The sequence below is a fragment of the Pedobacter hiemivivus genome (assembly GCF_004331685.1).
Taxonomy (GTDB): domain Bacteria; phylum Bacteroidota; class Bacteroidia; order Sphingobacteriales; family Sphingobacteriaceae; genus Pedobacter; species Pedobacter hiemivivus.
This window is the reverse complement of the sequence record NZ_SJSM01000002.1, coordinates 421,975-447,656: the sequence shown is the minus strand read 5'-3', so window position 1 is coordinate 447,656 and position 25,682 is coordinate 421,975. Positions and strand designations below refer to the sequence as shown.

Sequence of the window (25,682 nt, the reverse complement as noted above, 5' to 3'; positions counted from 1 at the left end):
ATCTCTCTATGTAATATTAACACTTTTTTAACAGGCGTTTTCCACAAATGTTGATAATGTGGAAAAGTTAGCTATTGTGGATAAATATTACGGTTTTATATAATCTTCGTCACTCACATTCATATCGTCTTTGATAAAATCCTTTGTCTTAGCAAGGAGCTTATCAAACAATCCACCGCCAGAACGCTTAGCTTTTTCCTTAACTTCCTTCGCTTTCTCAACAAAAACACCAGGTTGTTTCATTTCCTCTAATAGCTCTTCTGCCTTTTGGATACCCTTGATCAACAAACCAACACTGGTTGCATACATTGGGCTTTTCAAATCATCATAAATGGTTTTCTGCATGTCTTCGTATTTAGACAAATGCTCATTTGGATAACCAACGCGGCAATCTAAACCAGTTACATATTCTACCAATTGAGATAGGTGTTTTAATAAAGCACCACCACCAGTAATCACCACTCCACCAATCAGTTTTTTCTCGTAACCTGATGATTTGATTTCGTAATACACATGCTCAATGATTTCTTCCATACGGGCCTGGATTACATAAGCAAGGTTTTTCACTGAAATCTCTTTAGGCTCCCTTCCTCTTAATCCAGGAACACAAATAATTTCATTTTCTTTATTTTCTTCTGCCAGGGCCGATCCAAAACGGGTCTTTAATAGCTCAGCCTGGTTTCTCATTACAGAGCAGCCTTCACGGATATCTTCTGTAACACTATTACCACCAAACGGAATAACTGCCGTATGACGGATGATACCTTCATGGAAAATAGCAATATCAGTGGTACCACCACCAATATCAACCAGGGCAATACCAGCTTCTTTTTCTTCGTCGCTCAACACCGATTCTGAAGAAGCCAGGGGCTCTAATATTAGTTCCTGAGTTTGTAACCCGGCATTGGTTACGCACCTCATGATATTTTTCACAGCAGTCACCTGACCAGAAATGATATGGAAGTTAGCTTCAAGGCGTACACCAGCCATGCCAATCGGATCCTTTACACCCGGCTCATTGTCGATCGTAAATTCCTGAGGTAAAACATGGATGATTTCTTCTCCTGGGGGCATAACCAGTTTAAACATATCATCAATTAATTTATCGATATCCTTTTTCCCAATCTCCGTATTCAACTCACGACGGGTTAAAATACCTCTATGTTGCAAACTCTTGATATGCTGCCCGGCAATACCTACATTCACAACTCGGATCTCAACATTTGATTGACCACTTGCCAATTCAACCGCCTGCGATATCCCTTGTACTGTTTTCTGAATATTAGAAACCACACCACGAGTAACTCCCGCAGATTCTGCTTTTCCTATCCCTAAAACTTCTATTTTTCCATGCTGTGTCCTACGACCAACGATCACACAGATTTTAGTAGTACCGATGTCTAATCCGACTACTATTGGAGATTGAATGGTAGATTTTTCTTTGCCCATAACTATATCGATTTGTTGAGTTTATTAATTTTTATTCCTGGTATCTTTTTTAACTTTTTCCTTCTTACTATTCCCTTCACCCTGTATATCCGTCACAATTTGCACTCGGACAACAGAATCAACGACTTTTCTGCTCTGTCTTGCAGTATCTGTTACACGATCCTTAATCACCTCCCCGGTTAAAGAATCAATCTTATTTTTTTCACAAACAACCTGATTGATGTATTTTATGTTAATCGTTTTATAACGATTCCATCCCACCTTGGGGATTGCTTTCTTATAAAACGCCAATAGGTTTCTCATCTTGGTTTCCAGCGAATCCGCTGTACCCAAAACAATACGGTGATTACCTACCCTAGGAATCAACTCTATATCTCTAGCATTATTTACATACAATTGCTCAATCTGAGCATCCCATAACGTATCCCTTTTAACGTATGCAGCCACCTTATACAAATCTACAGCCAACTTTGTGATCAGCGTATCTACTTTACCACTAAAGTGCTCCATAATATCACCGTTTGCAGCCAGTACATTTGCTGTAAAATTAGGTGAAACAGGCATTTTCAATCCGTTACTATCTATATAATAATCCTGCCCAGCTGAGTTAATCACCCTCAAAATAGGCTGTCTTTGTTTAATTTCTATCTGTATTACACCATTCATATCGGCATACACTGTAGCATAAGCAATGTATGGATTGGCGATAATGTTTTTCTCAATACGTTGCAGGTTAATACCGGCCAGGTTCTGACCAATCAATGAACCCTGACTCTGCTTCAAAATTGCATCAACCTCTTCCCGCTCAATAAAATTATCCGCTCCCGGAATCAGGATCTTAACATTGGTACAAACCAGCTTTTTCTTTTTGCCGTCAACGAAACTCATCAGCACGACCAAACCGGCCAGACAAATCATCCAGGCAAAACATTTAAAAATTGGTCTCCAATTAATCCTTTTAAGCATGGGTCAAAATGGCTTTAAGTGGTTGTATCAATGTATCTATATCTCCAGCCCCTACTGTTAAAAGTAACTCAGGCTTATTGTTTTCTATGTACGCAGTTATTAAATCTTTACCACATATCTCTTTGTCTTTCAATGACATTTTATCAAGCAACAATTGCGAATTCACACCAGGAATCGGCAATTCACGTGCAGGATAAATCTCCAGCAACAGCAAATGATCAACTGTACTTAAGACTTTTGCAAAATCATCTGCAAAATCACGCGTACGTGTAAACAGATGTGGCTGAAAGATTACCGTTAACTTTTTATCCGGGTACAACTGTCTAACCGCATCAAAACAAGCACGAAGCTCCTCAGGATGATGCGCATAGTCATCAATATAAATATGCTCCGGTGTATTTACTACATATTCAAATCTTCTTTTAACTCCTTTAAAAGAACCAATCGCCGCTGCAATTTTTTGCGGATCTATTCCAAGTTTAAGCGCAACCGCAATTGCAGCTACCGCATTTTCTACATTATGTTTACCAGGCAACATCAGCTGGATATCAGCAATAGTTACATCAGCATCCACATAATCAAATACAAACCTGGAACCTTCAACTCTGATATTTTGCCCTTTGATTTGCGAAGGCAAACCAACACTATAGCTTATGCCATTTGCTAAAGGAAGCCCGTTTTTAACAAACAATGTTCCACCAGGCTTCAACTGACCAGCAAACATCCTGAACGACTCCTCTAAATGACTTGCATCACCATAAATATCCAAATGATCAGCATCCATTGAAGTAACCACAGCAATATCTGGATGAAGCGTTAAGAAAGAACGATCATATTCATCAGCCTCAACCACTACCACATTGTTATCCCCAATGATGAAATTGCTATTGTAATTCGAAGCTATCCCACCTAAAAAAGCAGTACAACCATAACCACTTGCAATTAAAACATGCGCTACAATTGACGAGGTAGTTGTTTTACCATGTGTACCCGCAACAGCAATACAAAACTGTCCTTTACTAATGATGCCAAGGACCTCCGAACGTTTCTTTAAAATAAAACCATTGTCCTTAAAATAATTTAAGATCTCCGAATTTTTAGGAATCGCAGGCGTATACACGATCAGCGTATCATTATTTTTTTCATGAAATGTAACCGGTAAAACCGCGTCATCATCCATGTAGGAAACAAGAATACCTTCCTGTTCTAAAGCGACAGTTAGGTTAGTCCGTGTTTTATCATAGCCACAAACTACACATCCACGTTTAGCAAAATAACGAGCAATTGCACTCATGCCAATGCCACCAATGCCAACAAAATAAACGCGTTTTATGTTATCCAGTTCCATTAGCTATTACCCCCCCTTTCTGCCAACAACATTACCTCTTTTGCAATCACTTGATCAGCATCAGGCAAAGCCATCTTACCTATATTTTCAGTGTAGATTGAACTTCTATCTTTATCATTCAATAAACTTAAAGCCTCTTTTACAAGGATATCCTCTGCCGATTGATCCACAATCATCAAAGCCGCATTGTTTTTTACCAATGCCAATGCATTCTTTGTCTGATGATCTTCAGCCACATTTGGCGAAGGAACCAGTATAACCGGCTTTTTAATCATACACAATTCAGCAATCGTTCCTGCACCCGCACGTGAAATAATCACATCAGCAGCAGCATAAGCCAAATCCATTTTATTCAAAAACTCCAGAATCCGAACATTAGGATTAAAATCAAGACCCAAACGCTCAATAATTCCATTGTAATAGTACTTACCTGTTTGCCAGATCAGTTGTACATCAGCATCTATAAACTCAAGAATATGTTTTTCGATACTCTTATTTAATGTACCAGCACCCAAACTTCCACCTGTAACCAATATCGTTTTCTTTAATGGGTCAAGTTTCAACAGTTCTGCACCTGCATAATGCTTATTTAAAACATCCACTACATCCTTTCTTACCGGATTACCTGTTTTAAGCAACCTATCAGCAGGAAAAAACTGCTCCATTCCATCAAATGCAACACAAACCTTAGCTGCTTTTTTACCCAGCCATTTATTGGTCATACCTGCATAAGAATTTTGCTCTTGTATCAGGTAAGGAATATTTTTTAATGATGCAGCAAATAAAATTGGTCCGGACGCATAGCCACCGACACCCACAACCACATCAGGTTTAAAATCAGCAATGATTCGCAAGGCTTTACGCACACTTCCAAACAATTTAAACGGCAGCTCTAAGTTTTTCACAATAGAACCTCTTTGTATACCGCTAATATTTAAACCAATAATTTTATAACCAGCAGCTGGAACTTTATCCATTTCCATCCGACCGGCTGCACCAACAAATAAAATTTCACAGCCCGGCTCCATACGCTTTAGCGCATTAGCTATGGATATGGCTGGAAATATATGTCCGCCAGTACCGCCTCCTGAAATTATTATCCTCGTTGGTCTCATCTTTTAATCTTTATGCCATTGCTGGTATTTCACCAACAATTACTTTTTTAGTGCCCTGTTCTTCCACATCTCTGCTTACGCTCAATATAATCCCAAAGGCTATACTTGTAAATATCATCGAAGTACCACCCATACTCACCAGTGGTAGCGGAACTCCTGTAACCGGACCTAAACCTACAGCTACCGCCATATTGGCAAAAGCCTGTATGGTTAAACTAAAGCTTAGCCCTGCAGCCAGCAAAGCCCCAAAAGCCTTTGGGCTTTGGGTTACGATCCGTACACAACGGTAAAGCAACACGAGATACAATAGCATCACCGTCATCGCCCCCATCAACCCATATTCTTCTACTATAATTGCAAAAATAAAATCCGAATATGGGTGCGGTAAAAAGTTACGCTGGGTACTGTTCCCAGGACCTTTACCAAATACCCCACCAGTCGCCAATGCAATTTTTGATTGATCAGCCTGGTAAGTTTTATCCGAATGTTGCAGCTCAGGATGTAAAAATGAATTTACCCTGGATTTATAAGTAGCGGCCCTCGGCCCTAAAAACACAATAAACAACAACAGTACAGCTCCACCTGCGCATACCATACTAATCTGCTTAATACTGATCCTTCCAATAATCAGCAGCAAAATACTTACCCCAAACAGCATAATAGCTGTAGATAAATTGGCCCAGGCAATCAACACAAATACCGCACACACAGATCCCATGATCGGTATAAATGCTTTTCTAACATCCTTAATATTCTCCTGCTTCTTAGTCAGCATTCTAGCCAAGAATGTAATCAAGGCAATCTTCGCTAAATCTGAAGTCTGAAAGGTTAAACCAATTAAAGGAATCTTTACCCAACGGGATGCATCATTAATGTTAGCACCAAAAATAGCGGTATAAAACAAGAGCGGAATCGTAATGATCATTAAGACCTTCGAGATCCCAGCATAATATTTATAGTCCAATAAATGCGCAATATAGATCATACCAATCCCCATTACCACAAAGATCAAGTGCTTAGTTAGCAAAATCTTCTCTACAGTTTTCCCCGTCTTATAAGCATAAGTCCCGGTTGCACTGTAAACGGTAAGTATAGAAATTAGCGACAAAAGGATAATGATCAGCCAAATCCAGCGATCTCCCTTTGTTTTATCTAAAAGCCTATTTATTGTAGTCATAATTACAATTCTTTAACAGCTGCCTTAAATTGGTTACCGCGGTCCTCATAGTTCTTAAACAAATCAAAACTGGCACAAGCTGGAGACAACAATACGGTGTTCCCCTTTTTTGCCAAATGATAAGCTACCTGAACAGCCTCATGCGCAGAAAATGTATTTACAATAATCTCCACGTCATCTTCAAAAGCTTCATGAATCCGCTTATTGTCTTTACCTAAACATACAATCGCCTTAACCTTTTGGCGTACCATATCCTTTAGCATGTCATAATCATTACCTTTATCAACACCACCCATAATTAAAATCACACCTTCACCAACACTTTCCAGTGCGTACCAGGTAGAGTTCACATTGGTCGCTTTAGAATCATTGATGTAATCAACTCCAGAGATTTTTGCGACATGCTCTAACCTATGTTCAATATTTCTAAAATCACCCATACTTTCACGTATAGAGCTATTTCTAATATCTAATACTTTAGCCACTATGCCAGATGCCATAGAGTTATAAATATTGTGCTTTCCCTGTAGGGCTAATTCTGTAATAGACATGATTAATGGATCGTTTAGGTTTATATTGATGTGTATGTTGTTGTCTTCAAGGTATGCACCCGCTTCAATTTTCTTCCGGATTGAAAAAGGGTATTTTTTCGAATTTACTTTAGTGCTTTTCAACGCTTTTAAAGTTTCCTCGTCATCAGCACAGTAGATAAAAATATCATCACTGGTCTGATTTTGAACAATACGCATTTTTGATGCAGCGTAATTGTCCAGCTTATAGTCATAGCGGTCTAAATGATCAGGTGTTATATTTAATAAAACAGCGATATCAGCCTTAAAATCATACATATCATCCAACATAAAGCTGGAAATCTCCAATACATACCAATCAAAATCCGATGTCGCCACCTGCGCTGCAAAACTATGCCCTATGTTACCCGCAAGTCCAATGTTTAATCCTGCATTCTTCAAAAGATGGTAAGTCAACATGGTTGTTGTTGTCTTGCCATTAGAGCCAGTGATACAAATCGTTTTTGCATTGGTATAACGCTTGGCAAATTCAATTTCAGACACTACTGGAATCTGCTTCGCTTTAATCTCCTTGATGATCCCCGCAGTATCAGGTATACCCGGACTCTTAATTACCTCAACAGCTTTTAATATTTCAGCTTGACTATGCTTATTCTCTTCAAAAGGGATATTTAGCTCTTGTAATTTCTCTTTGTATTGCATCGGAATAGCGCCAAAATCAGACAAAAACACATCAAAACCTTGCTTCTGCGCTAGCATTGCCGCACCTACACCACTTTCTCCCCCACCTAAAATTGCGATTCTCTGCTTTTCCATTATCTTAATTTTAAAGTGATGATGGTAATGATCGCAAGCAATATGCTAATGATCCAGAATCTAGTTACAATCTTAGCTTCATGATATCCTTTCTTCTGGTAATGGTGATGTAAAGGAGACATTAAGAAAATCCTTCTGCCCTCGCCAAACCGTTTCTTGGTATACTTAAAATAAGACACCTGAAGCATCACAGATAAGATCTCAATTAAGAAAACACCACATAAAACAGGAATTAGCAATTCCTTTCTAATCATAATGGCAAATGCCGCAATGATCCCACCAATAGCCAAACTTCCTGTATCCCCCATAAACACCTGGGCCGGATAAGAATTGTACCATAAGAATCCTACGCAAGCCCCAACAAAGGCACCCGCAAAAATCATCAACTCACCCGAATTTGGGATATACATAATATTGAGGTAGTCGGCAATTACCGTGTTACCAGACACATAAGCCAACAAGCCGAGTGTAATTCCTATAATCGCAGACGTTCCCGTTGCCAAGCCATCGATTCCGTCAGTAATATTCGCCCCATTAGATACCCCCGCAATAATTATGACAGTGATAAAAATGAAAACCAAGGCTGCATACTTCTCATAACCATCGCCTAAAAACTTAAGCACTTTGGCATAATCAAATTCATTATTTTTATAAAAAGGAACGTTAGTCAAAGTAGATTTCACATCCTGAGTGTAATAAAAGCTCTCCCCCTTTTGTCTCAAAACCATAGGAGCTGTAGCCGCTTTAGCCACACTTACTTCTTCCACTGTTTGTCTAACTACAATATTTGGATGGTAATACATGGTACAACCAATAATTAACCCAAGTCCAACCTGTCCAACAATTTTAAACCTACCGGCTAACCCTTCTTTATTCTTCTTAAATACTTTGATATAATCATCCAAAAATCCGACAGCACCCATCCACACAGTAGTGATGAGCATCAAAATCACATAGATATTGGTTAAGTTGGCCAGCAATAATGTTGGTACCAAAATACCGAGCAAAATGATGATACCACCCATCGTTGGTGTACCTTGCTTCTGCATCTGGCCTTCCAATCCAAGATTCCTTACCGTCTCTCCAACCTGCATTTTATGCAGATAATTGATCAACCTTCTACCATAAACAGTAGTGATAATCAGCGAAAGAATCACCGCCAAAGAAGTACGGAAAGTGATGTATTGAAACAATCTCAATCCCGGGAAATCGTAATGCTGGTTCAGGTATTCAAATAAATAATATAACATTAGCTGATCAAGTTTAATTGTTCCATTAACACTTCCTTATCATCAAAATGATACCTCACCCCATTTATCTCCTGGTACTTTTCATGCCCTTTACCTGCAAGCACAATAATATCTCCGGGCTTAGCCAAATGGCAAGCCGTTTTAATCGCTTCTCTTCTATCTACTATACTCAATGTTTTACGCCTATTTGTTGGAGAAACCCCCTTTTCCATTTCCTCTACTATCGTCTGCGGGTTTTCAGTCCTTGGGTTATCCGAAGTCAGGATCACCTTATCGCTCCAATCACAAGCCACCTGAGCCATAATCGGACGCTTAGTTTTATCCCTATCCCCACCACAACCAATAATGGTAATCACTTGCTCTGTTCCCTTTCTAATGTCATGTATTGTACTCAACACATTCTGAACAGCATCAGGTGTATGCGCATAATCCACAATACCAATAATACCGTTGGCCATCATGTAATCAAACCTACCCTCAGCGCCAGTCAGACTAGTCAAAGTAGTCAATACCGTCAATTGATCCTGATCAAGCAACATCGCAGTGCCATAAACTGCCAATAAATTATAAGCATTAAATGAGCCTACAAGCTTAAAGAAAACATCAGCATGATCAATATTCAGATGCAGACCATTAAAACTGTTTTCAATAATATTGGCTTTAAAATCAGCAAGCTGTTTTAAGGCATATGTCTTTTTTACTGCCTTCGTATTCTGCAGCATAACCATTCCATTTTTATCATCAAGATTGGTTAAGGCAAAAGCCGAAGATGGCAACACGTCAAAAAATGCTTTCTTCGCTTTGATATAATTATCAAACGTTACGTGAAAATCCAGGTGGTCATGCGTAATGTTAGAAAACACACCACCAGCGAAACTCAATCCTTCAATTCTATGCTGAACAACAGCATGAGAACTCACTTCCATAAAGCAATAATCACAACCCGAATCAACCATATCCTGCAAAAGCATATTCAATGCTATTGGATTTGGGGTAGTATGCGTCGCCACAATCACGCGATCATTAATGTGATTATCAACAGTCGAAATCAGACCAACTTTATAACCCAGCTCACGAAACAATTTAAACAATAAAGTGGCAATGGTCGTCTTGCCATTGGTGCCAGTAATACCAATCAACTGCAATTTAGCAGAAGGATTACCATAAAAATTAGCAGCCATTTTACCAAGCGCAACCGAACTATCAGCCACCTGAATATAAGTTACACCAGCAACAGTTTCCTCAGGAATCTGTTCACAAACCACGACAGAAACACCCGCACTTACAACACTACCGATGTAAGCATGACCATCAGACAAAGTACCTTTTATCGCAAAAAACACATCATCCTGAGTCACCTGACGAGAATCAAATACCAAAGCACTCACCTCCTTGTTGGTATTCCCAACCAGGTTAGTTATTGCTATTCCATATAAAATTTCCTGCAGCTGCATCTTATTGTAAATCTATTTGTACTGATAAACCTTTTCCTATTTTATTTCCGGCTGCGATGGATTGACTCACAACCTTTCCGCTACCTTTCACTCTGGTCTTTAAACCAGCATTACCCAAAAGATACAAAGCATCTTTTAAGCCCATCCCATTCACATCAGGCATCACTCCTTTTATCAAGTTAAATTCTTCGTAAACTATACCATTACTGGTATCCACACTATTAAAGTAATCCGATTTAGCCGCATATAAAGCTTTAACACCTAAAGCATTGTACACCCTTTTAACCGCCTTACTATGACCAGCTTTAGCTTCCGGATTAATCGTATTACCAACATAATGCTCCGAAATGTTGTTATACATTTCCATGTCACTTGCATAAATACGATCCGCTATTTCTTTAAATACCGGACCAGCAACCGTTGCTCCGTAATAACCATTTTTAGGCCCATTGATAGACACTATAATTGAATACTTCGGTTTCTCTGCAGGAAAATATCCGCAAAACGAAGCTTGATAGCTTGGCTTACCCTTATAACCTTTACGCCCATCAGCAACCTGAGCTGTACCTGTTTTTCCTGCAACCCTATATAATGGAGAACCCATCAGTTTACCGGTCCCCTTGGTCACAACCGATTCTAACATCGCCTGTAACTTTTTAATCGTTTTTTCAGAACAGATACGATCAGAAATTACTCTTGCCTGATACTGCTCTATCGGATTACCCAAACGTCTGATCTCTTTCACAAAAAGCGGCGCAATGTATTTCCCATCGTTAGCAACCGCATTATAAAATGTCAACATTTGCAATGGCGTAATCAGCATTTCGTAACCATAAGCCATTTGCGGCAAGGTCAAATTCTTGTTCCAACTTTTAAACTTCGGATTCTTAATCACCGGTTTTGTTTCACCCGGAATCTGCAATCCCAAGCGCTCATTCATATGAATATCATAAAAGTGATCTGTAAACTGAGATGGATCATCCTGATAATGCATATTTACCAACTTAGCAACCGCCGTATTTGCCGATTGCTCAAAAGCTTTCATCACTGTAACTGTACCTATTCCACCATGAGAATCCTTAATCGTATGCCCCTTAACCCTGTAAGTACCATCACCCGTAGACACCAGTGTGTTTGTATCTACTTTTTTGTCTTCCAACAAGGCCATATAAGAAGCCAACTTAAAGGTTGAACCTGGATCCTGACTACCACCTATAGCGTAATTAAACTGCTCCTCATAAACCCCCTCACTTACCCGGGTATAATTAGCCACAGCCCTAACTTCTCCGGTAGCAACCTCCATCAAAATAACCGTACCATAATCAGCATCGCTAATTTTCAATTGCTTTTCCAGCGCTGTTTGCACAAGGTCCTGCATATTGATATCAATCGTAGATATAATATCAGCTCCTTCTTTAGGCGCTACCTCAGCCTCATCATTAACAGGCATCCAAACACCACCCGAAATACGCTGAACCAATCGTTTACCACTTTCGCCGTTAATATATTCTCCAAAAGCACCTTCCAAACCAACGCCATTCGGAACATTCTCGTTCTTATAACCAATGGTTCTAGCCGCTAAAAACTTAAACGGTCTGATTCTTTTATTTTGCTGAACAGCAATCAAACCCCCAGTATATTTTCCGATATTAAACAAAGGGAAAGTTCTGATGGTCTTCAATTCCTGATAACCAACTTTACGCTTAATCAACAAGTAACGAACACTATCCCTACGTGCAGCACGCAGGTAACGCGAATACTCTTTAGGTGATTTATCTTTAAAAAACTGAGACAAGCTAAATGCTAATGAATCTACTTTTTCATTAAAAACATCCTTATCCTGTATTCCACCAGCAAACAAATCCATCCTCAATTCATACTCAGGAATAGAGGTTGCCAGCAGACTACCATCTACTGAATAAATATTACCCCTTGCAGCTTCAATATTGATATACTTTGTAGAGAGACTATCGGCCATGGCACGCCATTTATGTCCCTCCACAAACTGTACATCGCACAGTCTGACCAATACCGCCACGGCAAGCAGTACAATCAGCCCGAAGGACAGATAAACACGCAATAAGATGTTATCTCTAATATTCATTAGTGTTTATTACAATTTTTTTAGGTGGCTCAGTCAGTTCTTTTATCCCTAAAGTGTCTACTTTTTTTGCTACTTCCGTCAGTTTACTCTTAAACATCAGGTCGGCCTTTAGCGACTTATATTCCCAACTCAGCTCTTTTACTTCTTTATTTAACTTATCAATACTCCTGATATTCTTAACAGCCATATGGCTATTGGCTATGTATAGCATACATAAAACCGAAAGAAATATCAAAAACGGCAACATCTCCGTTGCAGCCTCTTTACTTACTACCCCCTCAGTAAACAGCTTTTTAAAAAAAGCATTACTACTTTCAGGCTCTTTTTGTTTCGGTTTAGGTTTAACCTTAACATCGATCTCCTCTTCTAATTCCGGTTCTTCATCTAGATGTTCCCTAAACCTGTTGTTCATAACCGCTCTCCCACTCTTAACTTAGCACTCCGCGACCGACTATTACGTTCCAACTCAGCCTCATCAGCCACAATAGCTTTCCTCGTAATCGCTTTAAACGGTTTTTGCTCGTTACCAAAAAAATCTTTATCTACTTCACCTCTAAACTTTCCTTTTGCAAGGAAATTCTTAACCGGCCTATCTTCTAATGAATGATATGACATCACCACCAAACGACCTCCTGGTTTTAAAACATCAGCAGTTTGCAACAGAAAATCTTCCAACACTTTCATCTCGGCGTTCACCTCAATGCGTAAAGCTTGAAAAACCTGCGCCATATATTTATGCTCTTTACCTTTAGGAATGTGCGCTGCAGCAACCACCTTAAAGTCAGCCAAGGTTAAAACCGGACGATCAACACGACCAGTAACAATAACCCTAGCTAAAGATTTTGCATTTTTAACCTCACCATAAATACCAAAAATTTTATGTAACTGATCTTCAGTATACGTATTCAAAACATCGGCAGCTGTCAACTTACCTTGTTTATCCATACGCATATCTAAGGCAGCATCAAACCTGGTAGAGAAACCTCTTTCTGGCTCGTTAAACTGATGAGAAGAAACTCCCAAATCAGCCAAAATACCATCTACAGTTTTATAACCCAACAAACGCAGGTTATTTTTAAGAAAAGCAAAATTCTGATCTACAAAATGAAAACGGGGATCATCGATCTTATTTCTTTGCGCATCAGGATCCTGATCAAACGCAATTAAAACTCCGTCTTTACCTAATTTTTTAAGGATCTCACGAGAGTGTCCACCACCACCAAAAGTCACATCCACATACACTCCATCCGGCTTAATATCCAAGCCTTCCATACACTCCTTCAACAAAACAGGAACATGATAACTATTTTCCATCTTCCCCCCTGTTTTTATTTCCCATTACTTCCTGAGCAAGAAAAGCAAAGTTCTCAGGCTCCTCATCAAACAAAGCTTCATAAGCCTTTTTCGACCAAACTTCCACCTTATCAAACTGACAAGCTAAAACAAGATCTTCACTAATTTCAATACCCACAGATTCCAATAAAGACTTCGGTAAATTCACTCTTCCGGCAGCATCCAACGTCAAAGACGTCGCGCCGCGAGTGAAATAACGAATAAACGCTCTTGTTTTTGGTTCGTACTGGTTCAACTTACTCATCTCCTCCACCATGCTTTCCCAAACTTTTTTGGGATAAATAACCAAATGCTTCTCAAAGCCCCGGTTAATCACAAGTCCCTCATCCTCAACATTAGGCAATTGTTTTTTTAGACTCGAAGGGACCATCAAGCGGCCTTTCGCATCTAATTTACAATCAAACTCTCCTAATAGCTGTACCATTTCTCTATGTGCACTTTTTATGTAGTGTAAAAATAGATATTTCTACCACTTTTTACCACATTCTACCACAAAAAATTATCAACATATTTCATACCAATATTTTTCTGCCTTTAAACCATCAAAAACGCAGAAAATATGGTGGTAAACAAAAACAGGCGTTTCGTAAAAACGAAACGCCTGTCCTAAAAAATATCCTTAGCGTTAGTCATTAATTGCCTTAACACCAGGCAACTCCTTACCTTCCATATATTCCAGCAATGCACCACCACCAGTAGACACATAACTAACCTTATCTTCTAAATTGAATTTAGCAATCGCCGCAGCCGAATCACCACCGCCAATTAAAGAGAAAGCACCGTTTTTCTGTGTTGCAGCAACAACAGCATCCGCAACCGCACGTGTACCTTGCTCAAAATTTGCCATTTCAAATACACCCATTGGGCCATTCCACAACAAAGTCTTAGAGTTAGCGATCACTTCAGAAAACAAAGCGACTGTTTTTGGACCAATATCTAAGCCCATCCAATCTGCAGGAATCTGTCCTGTATCCACCGTACCCTTACTTGCCTCATTATCAAACTTATCAGCAATAACCGTATCTAAAGGCAAATATAAATTAACACCCTTAGCTTTAGCCTGCTCTAACAATTCTAAACACAAAGCCATTCTATCTGCTTCTAGTAAAGATGTTCCGATTTCACCACCTTGTGCTTTTGCAAAAGTATAAGCCATACCGCCACCAATAATTAAGTTATCTACTTTATCTAGCAAACTCTCAATCAGTAAAATTTTATCCGACACTTTCGCGCCACCCATAATTGCAGTAAAAGGCTTAGCAGCACCTACATTTACCTTTTCAGCATTTTTCAATTCTTCAGCCATTAAATAACCGAAGTATTTTTCAGTAGGAAAAAACTCAGCAACAATAGCTGTCGATGCATGCGCACGGTGCGCTGTTCCGAAAGCATCATTTACATATACATCACCTAACTTCGCTAATTTTCCAGCAAAGTCACGATCACCTTTTTCTTCTTCTTTATGAAAACGTAAATTCTCCAAAAGCAAAACCTGACCAGGTTCTAAGTTCTTTGCTTTTTCTACAGCATCAGCACCAATACAATCATCAGCAAACTTCACCTGCAAATCAAGCATCCTCGAAAGATCACCTAAAATATGCTTTAAAGAGTTTTTATCATCTGGTCCACCTTTAGGTCTACCTAAATGCGACATCAAAATTACAGCACCACCATCATTCAGTATTTTTTGAATAGTTGGCAATGCAGCACGCATCCTTTTATCATCAGTAATATTAAAATCACTATCAAAAGGAACGTTAAAATCTACTCTAACTAAAGCCTTCTTGTCTTTAAAATTGCATTGATCTATTGTTTTCATTTTAAATATTTTGTTTTCGATTAAGGTTGGTTTGCGTGTATTTTATGAGATAATTTTAATCATATTAAAATGAGGACCTATCTCTGGCACCTCATATTCTTCCGAAATTACCTCAAAGCCCAGTTTTTCATAAAAACCGACAGCAGAACTACGCGCATGACACCAAATATAAGAAGCATTAGCAGATCTCAGCTCATTAATTGCAAATTTTATAAGATCCGAGCCACAACCTTTACCTGAAAAAGCAGGATCTGTAGCCATACCTCGCAATCTAAAGCCTCCAGCACCTCTACCCTCACAATCTTCTGGAAAAAAAGTAGCTATTGAGGCCAATCTATCTTCCACAAAACATCCCAAATGAAAATTACCCTCAGTTTCGTCAGTCGGAAAAATGCATTTATCCAGCCCAGCATTGTTCCGCAAGACAAGATTTCTTAATCCAAGCGTTTCTGTCGTTGTAATGTATTTAATCATGATGCTTTTCTATTTTCTGAACTAAATCAGCCAATCTGGAAGAATAACCAGATTCATTGTCATACCAGCCTACAACTTTTACCAGATCGCCAACAATAGAAGTCAACTGTGCATCAAAAATGCAAGAATGCGGATTATCCAAAATATCCACCGAAACAATCGGATCTTCGGTATACTCCACAATAGCACTCAATTCATTCTCAGAAGCCTTTTTAAAGGCAGCATTAATATCTTCTTTGGTAGTAGGACTTTTTAAAATACAAGTAAAATCGGTCAATGATCCATTCAATACAGGCACCCTTATCCCAGCACCACCTAGCTTACCTTCCAAATGCGGAAAAATATTAGTGATGGCTTTAGCTGCTCCTGTACTTGTAGGAATAATAGAAGCAGAAGCCGCGCGAGCTCTTCTTAAATCTTTATGAGGCGAATCATGTAGATTCTGATCACCCGTCATAGAATGTATCGTAGTAATATAACCATCTAGTATCCCCCAATTGTCGTCCAATATCTTTACCATTGGTGCAACATTGTTAGTTGTACAAGATGCGTTTGACAGGATAGGCGAACTCAAATCTATTTCTGCATCGTTCACCCCCAACACCACCATCGGCACTTCTTTATCAGGTGATGGTGCAGATATCAATACCTGTTTCGCACCAGCTTTCAAATGAAGTTCAGCGCCGGCCTTTGTGGTAAACTTACCGGTCGACTCCAAAACAAGGTCAATCCCTAAAGTAGCCCAAGGCAAATCTTCAGGTTTCTTTATATTATATACTAGAATTTTCTTTCCATTGATGACCAAGCCATCATCCTCATAACTCACCTTTCCTTTAAATCCCCTATGAACGGTATCGTACTTAAAAAGGTGAGCTAAAGTAGCTGGATCGCCAAGATCATTTATGGCAACAACATTGATGTTTCTTTCTATTGCACTGCGTAAAAAAATACGTCCAATTCTTCCAAAACCATTAATCGCTAATTTCATTTGCTCGTATAAATATGGGCGCAAAAGTACCTATATTCTTTAACGTAGTGGTAGTTTTATTGTTTATTTACTATTCACTAACACTGTCATGAAGCCAACTAACATCAACTACCCGGTCTATAGGTCAGCATCGATGTTAAATTATTTTTTAATCTCCGTAAGTCTCTTTTTCTGACTTTTTAGCCTACTCTCAATTCTCTTCTGTTTTTCTTCATCCAAGCCTGTCCCTGCCTGCTGATCACTATTAATCCAGGCTTCATATTGTTTAGCCTGATAATCAGCATCAAACACCTTATTATGCACTTCATAACGAGTAATCAAGGTAGCTAAAGGCTCCAACACTGTATCAACAGGTGTTTTCCAGTCTTCCCAAACATGGGCAATTAACACTGATTTCCCGTTGGGGATTTGCTTTGATACCACATCAAGATAGTCAGACCGATCTTCCGCCCTCAAAGTCTCCCCTGCAGAGCCCGCAATCATCCCCCCAGCTACACCAATAATAAATCCCAGAGGCCCAGCTAAAAGTCCAACCAATCCACCAACTAAGGCTCCTCCCGCCACTCCAGAACCCGCAGCCTTATCAGTTGCTGATTTAATTGAGGTTTCACCTGTCTTACTCTTAGTTAGCAAGTACGACTCTCCTAAAGATAAATCATGGATCAAATCCAATTCCTGTAATGCCTTTAAACCGGTAAATGCATCCGCCTCATTGTCAAATACTGCTTGAATTATCTTTTCCATACGCTTTGTCTATCTATGATTATATAAGACAAATGGAAAGGAGCTTTGTTTTAGGTAAACAAAGCCATAGCTTTTTTTAATTCACCTAAAAAAATAAACTTTACTAAAAAATATATGCTGGGTGGAGTCCGATTTTCAATAAATTTCCTGATACTCTTTGTTACCTTTTATGGCTTTAACATAGGGTATATTGGGATCACAAGCCCTGGAGGACTATACTTCCCATTTTTAGATGATCATTTGAATTATATAGAACTGTGGCGTAACCTATATATTGCTGCCGCAGCAAAAATACTAGAACTCATGGGTTATGTGGTTTACACAACCAACATCAGTTTAAAAGTTGAAAGCCATTCAGGATTCAGACTCGTCTACTCCTGCCTTGGCTATGGAATCATGAGCTGTTTCTCGGCCTTTGTCCTTGCCTTCCCAAAACCACTTCGCTCACGCCTTACCTTTATTTGCGTCGGACTAAGTCTAATTTTAAGCATGAATCTATGCCGCTTGATACTGATCTCTTTATTTTACAATCCAAAAATAACCATGCTTTCTGTCAATCACCACGACATTTTCAATGCGGTTTTGTATATTGCAATTCTATTCATAAGCTATATATGGGTTAATTCCTGAGACAACCTTAGTACCAGGACAACAGCTATCAATTCCTAAAAAAATCGTAATCGAGTTCAAAAAACAACCTATAATTGCGGGGACGTTGTTGGGGCCTTACCGGGGTGTTGACGAGGCATTGCTGGGGCCAGCGGCCTGCTCAACACCCCTCCAAATATTGGCTAATATACCTTGAAGGTACCAGATGCTATTGAAACTTTCCTTCTTTCTTCAGCAATTCGAAATACTTATCTAAATTGATGCCGAGCGATTGCTCAAATGCAGCCTTTAAATCTTCTGGTTGTGGGTGTTTTCCTTTCCACAAGTTAAAATAAAGCTTAAAAGCATTATCCATCTTTTCACGCCCTACTCCATCTTCCAGAATATACAACCACAAAGCCGTTTTTAAGTACGAAGCTTCGCTATACTGATCAGACGAAGGAAACTTGTCCGAAGGGATATCAATAGCTGAGGTCATAGGCGCTCCACTCAAAGCACCATAAATCGAGGCCAAAAATTCTTTAACCGGCAAAGCCTGAACTTCAACAGGGATGCCATCGCCAAATATAGAATTGGACCGGTACTTTTCGGCTTCATATCTGAACTGGAAATAAGTATTCAATCCTTCATCCTGCCAGGCATGTTGTCTTTCATTACTCCCCAACATACTCATAAACCAATTGTGTCCAACCTCATGTGCAATCACTGCATCTAATGATTCTTTTTTAGCATCGGGACTGGTGATTAGCGTAATTGTTGGATATTCCATCCCACCACTGGAATTATTTTTAGGCCCTTCTACTACCTGCACTACAGGATATTCATATTCCCCAATCCATTTACTATAACGCTTAGTCGCGTCCTTTGCATAGTCAATGCTATAATTCCACAAAGTGCTGTCCTTATTGTGATAATAGGTAAAAGCATCAACTATTTTACCCGACTCTAGTTTTAAAGTATCGTATTGAATCACAAAGTCCTTATCTGCAAACCAGGCAAAATCAGGTACATTATTGATCTTATAATTCAATTTTTTAACGCCGTTTTTATTTTTTGCAACATAAAGCGCAGGCTTGGCATTGCGATCAGCAACATTCTTAGCACCTACCTTTTTATAGGTAGCCAGCTCGTCCACGTTTTGTAGCATACCTGTTGCCCCAACTACATAATCAGCAGGCACCGTAATATTTACATTAAAAGAAGCATAGTCACTATAATACTCTCCCATATCCAGATAAGGAAACTCATGCCAGCCATTCTTATCAAATACCGCCGGTTTTGGGTACCACTGACAAACCATAAATTCACCATCTGCAAAGCCAGATCTAGAGAAATACGAAGGCAACTTCACTTTAAAATCAGTAGTAATACTTACAGAATCGCCAGGCTTTAACGGCTTCGGCAATTTCAGTTTAATCACATCAATATATTGTGGATTTGGATGCGCTTCGGTAGTCGCAACTTTGCCATCGACTTTAAAATTCAAGCCCTCTATACTCCCATGAGTATATTTCTCCAGCTTTGCAGCTCTGGCGGTATCATTTTTCAATTGCTGAAACAAGGCCGTATTTTCATTTTTATAGGCATTAGGCCAGATATGAAACCAGATAAAGTTAAGCGTAGAAGGCGAATTGTTTTTATACACAATTGTTTCAAAGCCTTTCAATGACTTTTCCTGGTCGTTTAATGCGACATCTATTTTGTAACTTACATGCTGCTGCCAATATTTTTCTTGTGCAAAAACTATTGAGCTAAAAAAAATAAGAACAATGGTAATGTATTTTTTCATCGGTAAATGTTGTTTTTCGTACGAAAGATAATAATTTTTATGATGGATTAATCAAAACCTATTCCGGCCTGACGCTGTTTATTAAGATGAACCAAAAAACATACAGCAATGAAAACCCCTAAAAAACAAAACGCCAACCTCATTAAAAAACACAACCATCCAGATGGATTGGATAAATGGAATGACCGTTTAGACCGCAACCTGGAAAGCGAAAGAGAAGGCAATTCATTAGCAGATGAAAACGCCAGAGATTATTCAGAAAAATATGGAAGTGGAGACCAATCGGATGAAGATTCCGACTAAGCTAATCCACATCAGCAAACTCCCATGCACTCTGATAAGCATCCATCTGCTCCGCATAATTGATAAAATCGGCATAAAAAGGTAATCTCGATAAGGTTGCACTATCTCCAATTACAACGAGCTTTTTCCTTGCCCTGGTCATAGCCACATTCATCCGGCGAATATCCGATAAAAAGCCTATCGCTCCTTCATCATTACTTCTGGTCATGCCGATATAAACAATATCCCTTTCCTGCCCCTGAAAACTATCAATGGTATTCACTGAAATCTTACTGGCATATTCCTGCAAAGTAGGATGATTGATCAACAAGTCTTTTAACACATGAATCTGCTGCTTATAGGGTGAGATCACAGCTACAGTAGGAAAATTTTCAACGGTATAAACGGCACTTAGCTGGGTAAATAACTGCGTCATATGCTTCAATAAAAACACAGCCTCTTCTGGATTATAGGTACTGGTGCCTTCCGTTTTCTCCTCAAATCCACAACCAGCAGTATCAATAAAAGCCAATGGCGCATCCCCTTCAAATAACAAATGACTAGCTACAGAGCCATTCGCCTTTAGCTTCCCTTCATAAAACACCGAAGAAGAATAATTCATGATCTTCTCATTCATCCGATATTGTTCTTCCAGCAAAACAACAGCCTCTGGGTGCAATGCCACACATTTTTCCAGTAAAGTCATACTTAGACCGGCCTTAGCAGCTGCATTAGATTTTATAGTAGGTGATAACTGGCAGTGATCTCCCGCCAATACAAGTTTTTGTGCTTTCAAAATTGGAATCCAGCAAGCAGGCTCCAAAGCCTGCCCAGCCTCGTCAATTACAACCGTATCAAACATACGGTCTCTAACGGTATAATGGCTGGCACCAACCAATGTTGCTGTAATCACCTGAGCCTTATCTAACAGATCGTCCATGATATATTGCTCGGTATTGGCAACGGCTTTCATGATTTTATGCGCCTCATCAAAAAGGGCCTTACGTTGCTCCTTTTCAGCTCTACCAAAATTCCTTTTGTATTTATGAGCCATATTTTTATACTCCGCAGCCTGCTTTTTCAAGTCTTTAACCTCTTTTATAGTGCCATGGTTAGCCATTTTACCATCTAAAGTTAAAGAAAACAGTTTTTCCGAGACCCTTGCAGGATTCCCAATGCGAAGTACATTCAAGCCCTCGTAAGACAGCTTTTCAGTCAACAAATCTACAGCAGTATTACTGGGGGCTACCACTAAAATCTGTCTGCCTTTATCTTTAATTAATGCCTTAATCGCCTGTACAAGCGTAGTAGTCTTACCAGTACCTGGCGGGCCATGCACAATCGCCAATTGCTCTGCGGCAACAATACGGTTTACAGCCAATTGCTGTACCTCATTTAACTTAGCAATTGGATAATGAAAAATATCAGTCGCAAAAGAAGGGGTATCTGCTCCCGTTAACACTTTTATCAACTGATGATCATCACCCTGCTCATTCCGTAAGGAAGCCCGTTTAAGCGCTCCCTGCATTTCATCATAAGTGTGATCATCAAAAAGCACATCAATTCCCAATTTACCATCTCTGGCCCAATCAGGTAATTCATCTGTACGTAAAGTAATTTTTAAGCGACTACCGCCCTGGTAAGCAATTACGCCCTCAACCCGGTCGTTTTTCGGGTCATGATTCGAAAACAATACCGCAGGCATACCAAACCTTAACTGATGTGGCAAATCCTGATGTGTTGTCCGCTCTACTTCAACAGTCAGATAGTCTCCCCTACTCATTTCCGATCCACGGATGGCAATAGGATACCAGGTTAACCCGTTCGCTCTACGTTCTGCAACTGAAAGCGTTTCTTTCTGTTTGATATAGCTTTGTAAATCTTCCTCACGTTCCGTTTTTAGAAGATCAAGCAGTTTTTTAAAATATGGCATTCGCGCAAAGATAAGTATAAAGCTGTAACATAATGCCCCAGGCCTATATAGAGGCGACACAACGGAGACCAAATTTATTTTAATTCAACTATTTAGAATGAATATAAATAATAGACACTATATTTATAGCCAAATCAGGAAGTATTGATTTAAACACAAAATAATTCAATTCAGGGGGCAAAATCTCGCGACAATCATCTAATGACTAAAAATTAATTGCGATGTGTATTAACAAAATATTAAGTCAAAAAGGACAAACGATAATTAGTAGCTGTATAGGTTGCAAAAGATTTTACATCTGGCACGACAACCTGATGTTGAGTTTTACAGAGGAGGCATTTATATCTTTTAAAGAAGTGCTCCATAGCCTTTCTTTCGAAGACAGGTGCCTCCCCTTTCCCGGCGGAGAAGAAAGGATAATTCTACATACGCCACACGATGACATTAGTTTTGCTTTTGCTGAAGAAGAATTTGAGTTGTGCAAAGCAGCAATTGATGAAGCTATTTTTATGAAAGAAGTATACAAATTGATGCAATAAGAAAGGTTCTTTTAGAGATTACATTCATCTCAGATTATCCGTATGTGGAATAGAATTATAATGGCTATTTTACAAACACTCGTCAACCAGATACAGAATTGACTCATAATTTTTACTTACCGCATCAGACATCGCCATTTCGCAAGTCTTAGCAGTAGAATAATACCCTGAGTATTCAGCACTTTTCACCTCATTAGCCTCTGGGGCAGTAGCCGCAGCAGTAAGCTCAGGGAAAAGAAACCCCCTATCCCCTGCCATTCCGCAACAACCAGCCATCAAAGGTACTTCTACTTCATGCGCAAACCGGTCTGCAATTTGAAACAACTTGCCTTCCAGTCCCATTTTCTTTAACGTACAAACAGGATGTAAAACGATACTATCTTTTTTATGTACCACATTCAACTTAGGCAACACAAGATCATGTAAATAATCTATACTGTCGATGATGCTCATTTGATCAAAATAAGCTTTATTTTCATCAGAAAGAACTGTGCGACAATGCTGTAAAGTATGCGTACAAGAACTAACATCAAGCACTATAGGTAATTTACCACCTTCAGTCCATTTCCAAAGCTTCCTAACCGTTTCGTTTGAAGTATAAACATAAGCATCCTGATAACCTTTAGAGGAGAATAACTGTCCACAGCAAGTACTGTTAATGTCATCAGGAACAACAATTTCGATTCCAGCCTTAGCAGAAACACTCATAAAGGTTTGTGGCACACTCTTCTTGTTGTCCTTAGCTCCCCCCATCATCCGGTTGATACAGGTAGGAAAATAGACTACAGATCCATTGCGACTTCCTTCGATTTTACCTTTTGTAGGCTGCAACTGATTACTCCACAAAGGCATAGCAGGGATCATCTTTTTCAAACCACCTGTAATGTTTCTCATGGTGGATTCACCAAAAAGTCTGTTCATACCATCACCAGCTTTCACCGCCAAGCCTACTGTAAAGGCCGTGGCACCAAAGTTCTTTGCAACCGTCAAAGCCAGGCCATTAGCAGTTTTGCTATGGCTCTCTCTTCTTAAACGTTTCACCAAATCACCAGTATTGATATCAACAGGACAAGCTGTAGCGCATAAACCATCAACCGCGCAGGTATCCAATCCATCGTATTGGTATTCGCCAACCAACTGATCAAAATCCCGCTTATTGCCCTTTGCCTTTAATATGGCCAGTTCCCGTCGAATCACAATCCTTTGACGCGGTGTAGTGGTAATGTTTCGGCTTGGGCATTTATGCTCGCAATAGCCACATTCAATGCACTTATCTACCTCATGTTCTACTGAAGGCAAAGGCTTTAAATTGGTAATGTGTGCTTTTTTATTTTCGTTAATGATGACTCCGGGGTTGAGCAAATTCTGCGGATCAATGACAGACTTCAACTGCTTCATGATCTGATAAGCCTCTCCTCCCCATTCCGTTTCAATAAAAGGGGCCATATTACGACCAGTACCGTGCTCTGCTTTTAAAGTCCCATCATAGGTCTCAACCACCAACGTTACTACCTCTTGCAAAAACAAATCGTAACGCTCAATTTCCGCGGCGGTATGAAAAGCCTGTGTCACCACAAAGTGGATATTACCATCCTTGGCATGACCAAAGATGATGGCTTCATGGTATTTGTATTTTTTAAACAATTGTTGAAGATCAAGAATAGCATCCCCAAGTTTTGCGACAGGGAAAGCAATATCTTCCAGAATAACGGTAGTCCCGCTAGCCCGTACTGCACCAACAGCAGGGAACATCCCTTTCCTTAGTTTCCAGAAAAAAGCTTGTTCTTTTACATCTTCAGTAAACAAAGGCGCTTCAAGCATAGATAAGAAAGAAGCAGAAGCGAGAAATACATTTTTCTTAGCATGCAACTCTTCTAAGGTATTGGCTTGAAATTCGACCAACAAAGCGGCAGCCGTTTCCGGCAAAGTTTTTAATCTTAATGGCACTCCTTTCAAACTATCGATAGACCTTAAAGAAGCTCTATCCATCAATTCAACAGCCTCGGCACCCGAAACTGTTAAAGGAATGATGGCCTGACAGGCCGCATATATATCAGGGAAATATAAAAAGGCCGTGGTTTTATAAGGATAATCGGGAACAGTTGCCATTACTGCCTCAGCAATAAAGCCTAGCGTTCCTTCGGCACCTATTAAAAGATGTGCCAACACATCCAGCGGATGCTGATGATCAATAAAGGCATTTAAGGAATAGCCTACCGTATTTTTAGTCTCGTATTTTCTGCGGACAAGATCATAAAGTGCAGTATTGTCTCTAAGCTGATCCTGCATCCCCCTTATCGCCTCATAAATATGGCCGCATTCCTTTTCAAACCGCTCGTAATCAGCCACCTTTTCTGTGGTAAAAGTTTTACCATCAGGCAAAATGAAACGGATGTGTTTGGTGGTATGGTAAGAGTTTAACTTCACCCCACAGCACATGCCACTCGAGTTGTTCGATAGAATTCCGCCCATCATCGCAGCATCTATACTGGATGGATCAGGTCCAATCTTTCTTTTATATCGTTTTAAATGGCCATTTACCACGCTTCCTGTAATTCCAGGCTGCACCCTTACCAGATCTCCATTCTCTTCAATCGCTACCTTATTCCAGTATTGACTTAAATCTACAAGAATTCCATCCGTTATCGCCTGACCTGAAAGACTAGTCCCCCCCGTTCTAAAAGTTAAAGGCACCTGATGCTGATGTGAAAAGCGGAATAGTGCTATAATCTCCGATTCAGCAATTGGCCGCACTACAGCTTTAGGCCGTAAATAGTAAAATCCAGCATCCGATGCATAAGCAACAAGATCTATCAATCGTACCTTAATGCGTTCTTTCGGTAAAATATCTTCTAAAAGTTTCCCTATTTCCATTTAAAAAAATGCTTATCCAGGCAAACGAATCCATTACGAATACCTGCTATTAAGCAAAGAAACCATTAA

Annotated in this window: 22 protein-coding genes; 3 read left to right on the top strand and 19 right to left on the bottom strand. The window is 39.5% G+C overall.

Features of this window, described 5'->3' with window-relative positions; translation table 11 throughout:
* Positions 1-87: 87 nt before the first annotated feature.
* From ftsA to EZ444_RS04885, 16 genes are all read right to left on the bottom strand, one after another.
* Positions 88-1,449 carry a cell division protein FtsA gene (ftsA, locus tag EZ444_RS04960; protein WP_131607612.1) on the bottom strand — a complete coding sequence of 454 codons (1,362 nt, stop codon included), beginning with the start codon at positions 1,447-1,449 and terminating at the stop codon, positions 88-90.
* 24 nt (positions 1,450-1,473) lie between these two features.
* Positions 1,474-2,415, bottom strand: coding sequence for a cell division protein FtsQ/DivIB (locus EZ444_RS04955; RefSeq protein WP_131607611.1), 942 nt, complete (start codon positions 2,413-2,415; stop codon positions 1,474-1,476).
* Positions 2,408-3,763, bottom strand: coding sequence for a UDP-N-acetylmuramate--L-alanine ligase (murC, locus tag EZ444_RS04950; RefSeq protein ID WP_131607610.1), 1,356 nt, complete (start codon positions 3,761-3,763; stop codon positions 2,408-2,410). Before murC ends, EZ444_RS04955 begins: the two co-directional genes overlap by 8 nt.
* Positions 3,763-4,878, bottom strand: a complete 1,116-nt coding sequence (murG, locus tag EZ444_RS04945; protein WP_131607609.1) for an undecaprenyldiphospho-muramoylpentapeptide beta-N-acetylglucosaminyltransferase — start codon at positions 4,876-4,878, stop codon at positions 3,763-3,765. The genes murC and murG overlap by 1 nt, the downstream gene beginning before the upstream one ends.
* A 10-nt stretch (positions 4,879-4,888) precedes the next feature.
* Positions 4,889-6,055, bottom strand: a complete 1,167-nt coding sequence (locus EZ444_RS04940; protein WP_131607608.1) for an FtsW/RodA/SpoVE family cell cycle protein — start codon at positions 6,053-6,055, stop codon at positions 4,889-4,891.
* Between the two features lie 2 nt (positions 6,056-6,057).
* A complete protein-coding gene (gene murD, locus EZ444_RS04935; RefSeq protein ID WP_131607607.1) occupies positions 6,058-7,401 on the bottom strand; it encodes a UDP-N-acetylmuramoyl-L-alanine--D-glutamate ligase in 1,344 nt (447 codons plus the stop codon).
* Positions 7,401-8,651: a phospho-N-acetylmuramoyl-pentapeptide-transferase gene (mraY, locus tag EZ444_RS04930; RefSeq protein ID WP_131607606.1), complete on the bottom strand. Its 1,251-nt coding sequence runs from the start codon at positions 8,649-8,651 to the stop codon at positions 7,401-7,403. The genes murD and mraY overlap by 1 nt, the downstream gene beginning before the upstream one ends.
* Entirely contained in the window at positions 8,651-10,105 is a 1,455-nt protein-coding gene (locus EZ444_RS04925) for a UDP-N-acetylmuramoyl-L-alanyl-D-glutamate--2,6-diaminopimelate ligase (protein ID WP_131607605.1), read from the bottom strand. The genes mraY and EZ444_RS04925 overlap by 1 nt, the downstream gene beginning before the upstream one ends.
* A gap of 1 nt (position 10,106) precedes the next feature.
* Entirely contained in the window at positions 10,107-12,209 is a 2,103-nt protein-coding gene (locus EZ444_RS04920) for a penicillin-binding protein (protein ID WP_131607604.1), read from the bottom strand.
* Positions 12,199-12,621 carry an FtsL-like putative cell division protein gene (locus tag EZ444_RS04915; protein WP_131607603.1) on the bottom strand — a complete coding sequence of 141 codons (423 nt, stop codon included), beginning with the start codon at positions 12,619-12,621 and terminating at the stop codon, positions 12,199-12,201. The genes EZ444_RS04920 and EZ444_RS04915 overlap by 11 nt, the downstream gene beginning before the upstream one ends.
* Positions 12,618-13,523 (bottom strand): 16S rRNA (cytosine(1402)-N(4))-methyltransferase RsmH, encoded by a 906-nt coding sequence (gene rsmH / locus EZ444_RS04910; RefSeq protein WP_131607602.1) that lies wholly within the window; start codon positions 13,521-13,523, stop codon positions 12,618-12,620. Before rsmH ends, EZ444_RS04915 begins: the two co-directional genes overlap by 4 nt.
* On the bottom strand, positions 13,513-13,986 hold the full coding sequence (gene mraZ / locus EZ444_RS04905) for a division/cell wall cluster transcriptional repressor MraZ (protein ID WP_131607601.1): 474 nt from the start codon (positions 13,984-13,986) through the stop codon (positions 13,513-13,515). Before mraZ ends, rsmH begins: the two co-directional genes overlap by 11 nt.
* Before the next feature lie 201 nt (positions 13,987-14,187).
* The gene (locus EZ444_RS04900; protein ID WP_131607600.1) at positions 14,188-15,381 is read right to left on the bottom strand and encodes a phosphoglycerate kinase; all 1,194 of its coding nucleotides are present in this window, start codon (positions 15,379-15,381) and stop codon (positions 14,188-14,190) included.
* A 42-nt stretch (positions 15,382-15,423) separates the two neighbouring features.
* Positions 15,424-15,855, bottom strand: a complete 432-nt coding sequence (locus tag EZ444_RS04895) for a GNAT family N-acetyltransferase (RefSeq protein ID WP_131607599.1) — start codon at positions 15,853-15,855, stop codon at positions 15,424-15,426.
* A complete protein-coding gene (gap, locus tag EZ444_RS04890; protein WP_131607598.1) occupies positions 15,848-16,843 on the bottom strand; it encodes a type I glyceraldehyde-3-phosphate dehydrogenase in 996 nt (331 codons plus the stop codon). The genes EZ444_RS04895 and gap overlap by 8 nt, the downstream gene beginning before the upstream one ends.
* A gap of 141 nt (positions 16,844-16,984) precedes the next feature.
* The gene (locus EZ444_RS04885) at positions 16,985-17,587 is read right to left on the bottom strand and encodes a DUF1269 domain-containing protein (protein WP_131607597.1); all 603 of its coding nucleotides are present in this window, start codon (positions 17,585-17,587) and stop codon (positions 16,985-16,987) included.
* Positions 17,588-17,701: 114 nt separating this feature from the next.
* Here EZ444_RS04885 and xrtY point away from each other — a divergent pair, with 114 nt between their 5' ends.
* On the top strand, positions 17,702-18,217 hold the full coding sequence (gene xrtY / locus EZ444_RS27830; protein WP_131607596.1) for an exosortase Y: 516 nt from the start codon (positions 17,702-17,704) through the stop codon (positions 18,215-18,217).
* Between the two features lie 187 nt (positions 18,218-18,404).
* Here xrtY and EZ444_RS04875 read toward each other — a convergent pair whose 3' ends face one another.
* The gene (locus EZ444_RS04875) at positions 18,405-19,985 is read right to left on the bottom strand and encodes a M1 family metallopeptidase (protein ID WP_131607595.1); all 1,581 of its coding nucleotides are present in this window, start codon (positions 19,983-19,985) and stop codon (positions 18,405-18,407) included.
* 108 nt (positions 19,986-20,093) lie between these two features.
* Here EZ444_RS04875 and EZ444_RS04870 point away from each other — a divergent pair, with 108 nt between their 5' ends.
* Complete coding sequence (locus EZ444_RS04870; RefSeq protein ID WP_131607594.1) at positions 20,094-20,288, top strand: hypothetical protein; 195 nt, start codon at positions 20,094-20,096, stop codon at positions 20,286-20,288.
* 1 nt (position 20,289) lies between these two features.
* Here the strand turns inward: EZ444_RS04870 and EZ444_RS04865 are convergent, their stop codons facing one another.
* A complete protein-coding gene (locus EZ444_RS04865; protein ID WP_131607593.1) occupies positions 20,290-22,200 on the bottom strand; it encodes an AAA domain-containing protein in 1,911 nt (636 codons plus the stop codon).
* Between the two features lie 221 nt (positions 22,201-22,421).
* Here EZ444_RS04865 and EZ444_RS04860 point away from each other — a divergent pair, with 221 nt between their 5' ends.
* A complete protein-coding gene (locus tag EZ444_RS04860; protein WP_225874638.1) occupies positions 22,422-22,739 on the top strand; it encodes a DUF6686 family protein in 318 nt (105 codons plus the stop codon).
* 69 nt (positions 22,740-22,808) lie between these two features.
* Here EZ444_RS04860 and EZ444_RS04855 read toward each other — a convergent pair whose 3' ends face one another.
* A complete protein-coding gene (locus EZ444_RS04855) occupies positions 22,809-25,613 on the bottom strand; it encodes an FAD-binding and (Fe-S)-binding domain-containing protein (RefSeq protein ID WP_131607592.1) in 2,805 nt (934 codons plus the stop codon).
* Positions 25,614-25,682: the final 69 nt, after the last annotated feature.

What these genes read in the sequence shown, in the direction of transcription:
- xrtY (WP_131607596.1), top strand. Translation starts at nt 17,702, where the DNA reads ATGCTGGGTGGAGTCCGATTTTCAATAAATTTCCTGATACTCTTTGTT.
- rsmH (WP_131607602.1), bottom strand. Translation starts at nt 13,523, where the DNA reads ATGGAAAATAGTTATCATGTTCCTGTTTTGTTGAAGGAGTGTATGGAA.
- murC (WP_131607610.1), bottom strand. Translation starts at nt 3,763, where the DNA reads ATGGAACTGGATAACATAAAACGCGTTTATTTTGTTGGCATTGGTGGC.
- EZ444_RS04865 (WP_131607593.1), bottom strand. Translation starts at nt 22,200, where the DNA reads ATGCCATATTTTAAAAAACTGCTTGATCTTCTAAAAACGGAACGTGAG.
- gap (WP_131607598.1), bottom strand. Translation starts at nt 16,843, where the DNA reads ATGAAATTAGCGATTAATGGTTTTGGAAGAATTGGACGTATTTTTTTA.
- EZ444_RS04925 (WP_131607605.1), bottom strand. Translation starts at nt 10,105, where the DNA reads ATGCAGCTGCAGGAAATTTTATATGGAATAGCAATAACTAACCTGGTT.
- EZ444_RS04855 (WP_131607592.1), bottom strand. Translation starts at nt 25,613, where the DNA reads ATGGAAATAGGGAAACTTTTAGAAGATATTTTACCGAAAGAACGCATT.
- EZ444_RS04870 (WP_131607594.1), top strand. Translation starts at nt 20,094, where the DNA reads ATGAAAACCCCTAAAAAACAAAACGCCAACCTCATTAAAAAACACAAC.
- EZ444_RS04895 (WP_131607599.1), bottom strand. Translation starts at nt 15,855, where the DNA reads ATGATTAAATACATTACAACGACAGAAACGCTTGGATTAAGAAATCTT.
- EZ444_RS04955 (WP_131607611.1), bottom strand. Translation starts at nt 2,415, where the DNA reads ATGCTTAAAAGGATTAATTGGAGACCAATTTTTAAATGTTTTGCCTGG.
- mraZ (WP_131607601.1), bottom strand. Translation starts at nt 13,986, where the DNA reads ATGGTACAGCTATTAGGAGAGTTTGATTGTAAATTAGATGCGAAAGGC.
- EZ444_RS04900 (WP_131607600.1), bottom strand. Translation starts at nt 15,381, where the DNA reads ATGAAAACAATAGATCAATGCAATTTTAAAGACAAGAAGGCTTTAGTT.
- EZ444_RS04915 (WP_131607603.1), bottom strand. Translation starts at nt 12,621, where the DNA reads ATGAACAACAGGTTTAGGGAACATCTAGATGAAGAACCGGAATTAGAA.
- EZ444_RS04940 (WP_131607608.1), bottom strand. Translation starts at nt 6,055, where the DNA reads ATGACTACAATAAATAGGCTTTTAGATAAAACAAAGGGAGATCGCTGG.
- ftsA (WP_131607612.1), bottom strand. Translation starts at nt 1,449, where the DNA reads ATGGGCAAAGAAAAATCTACCATTCAATCTCCAATAGTAGTCGGATTA.
- EZ444_RS04920 (WP_131607604.1), bottom strand. Translation starts at nt 12,209, where the DNA reads ATGAATATTAGAGATAACATCTTATTGCGTGTTTATCTGTCCTTCGGG.
- EZ444_RS04875 (WP_131607595.1), bottom strand. Translation starts at nt 19,985, where the DNA reads ATGAAAAAATACATTACCATTGTTCTTATTTTTTTTAGCTCAATAGTT.
- EZ444_RS04885 (WP_131607597.1), bottom strand. Translation starts at nt 17,587, where the DNA reads ATGGAAAAGATAATTCAAGCAGTATTTGACAATGAGGCGGATGCATTT.
- EZ444_RS04860 (WP_225874638.1), top strand. Translation starts at nt 22,422, where the DNA reads ATGTGTATTAACAAAATATTAAGTCAAAAAGGACAAACGATAATTAGT.
- mraY (WP_131607606.1), bottom strand. Translation starts at nt 8,651, where the DNA reads ATGTTATATTATTTATTTGAATACCTGAACCAGCATTACGATTTCCCG.
- murD (WP_131607607.1), bottom strand. Translation starts at nt 7,401, where the DNA reads ATGGAAAAGCAGAGAATCGCAATTTTAGGTGGGGGAGAAAGTGGTGTA.
- murG (WP_131607609.1), bottom strand. Translation starts at nt 4,878, where the DNA reads ATGAGACCAACGAGGATAATAATTTCAGGAGGCGGTACTGGCGGACAT.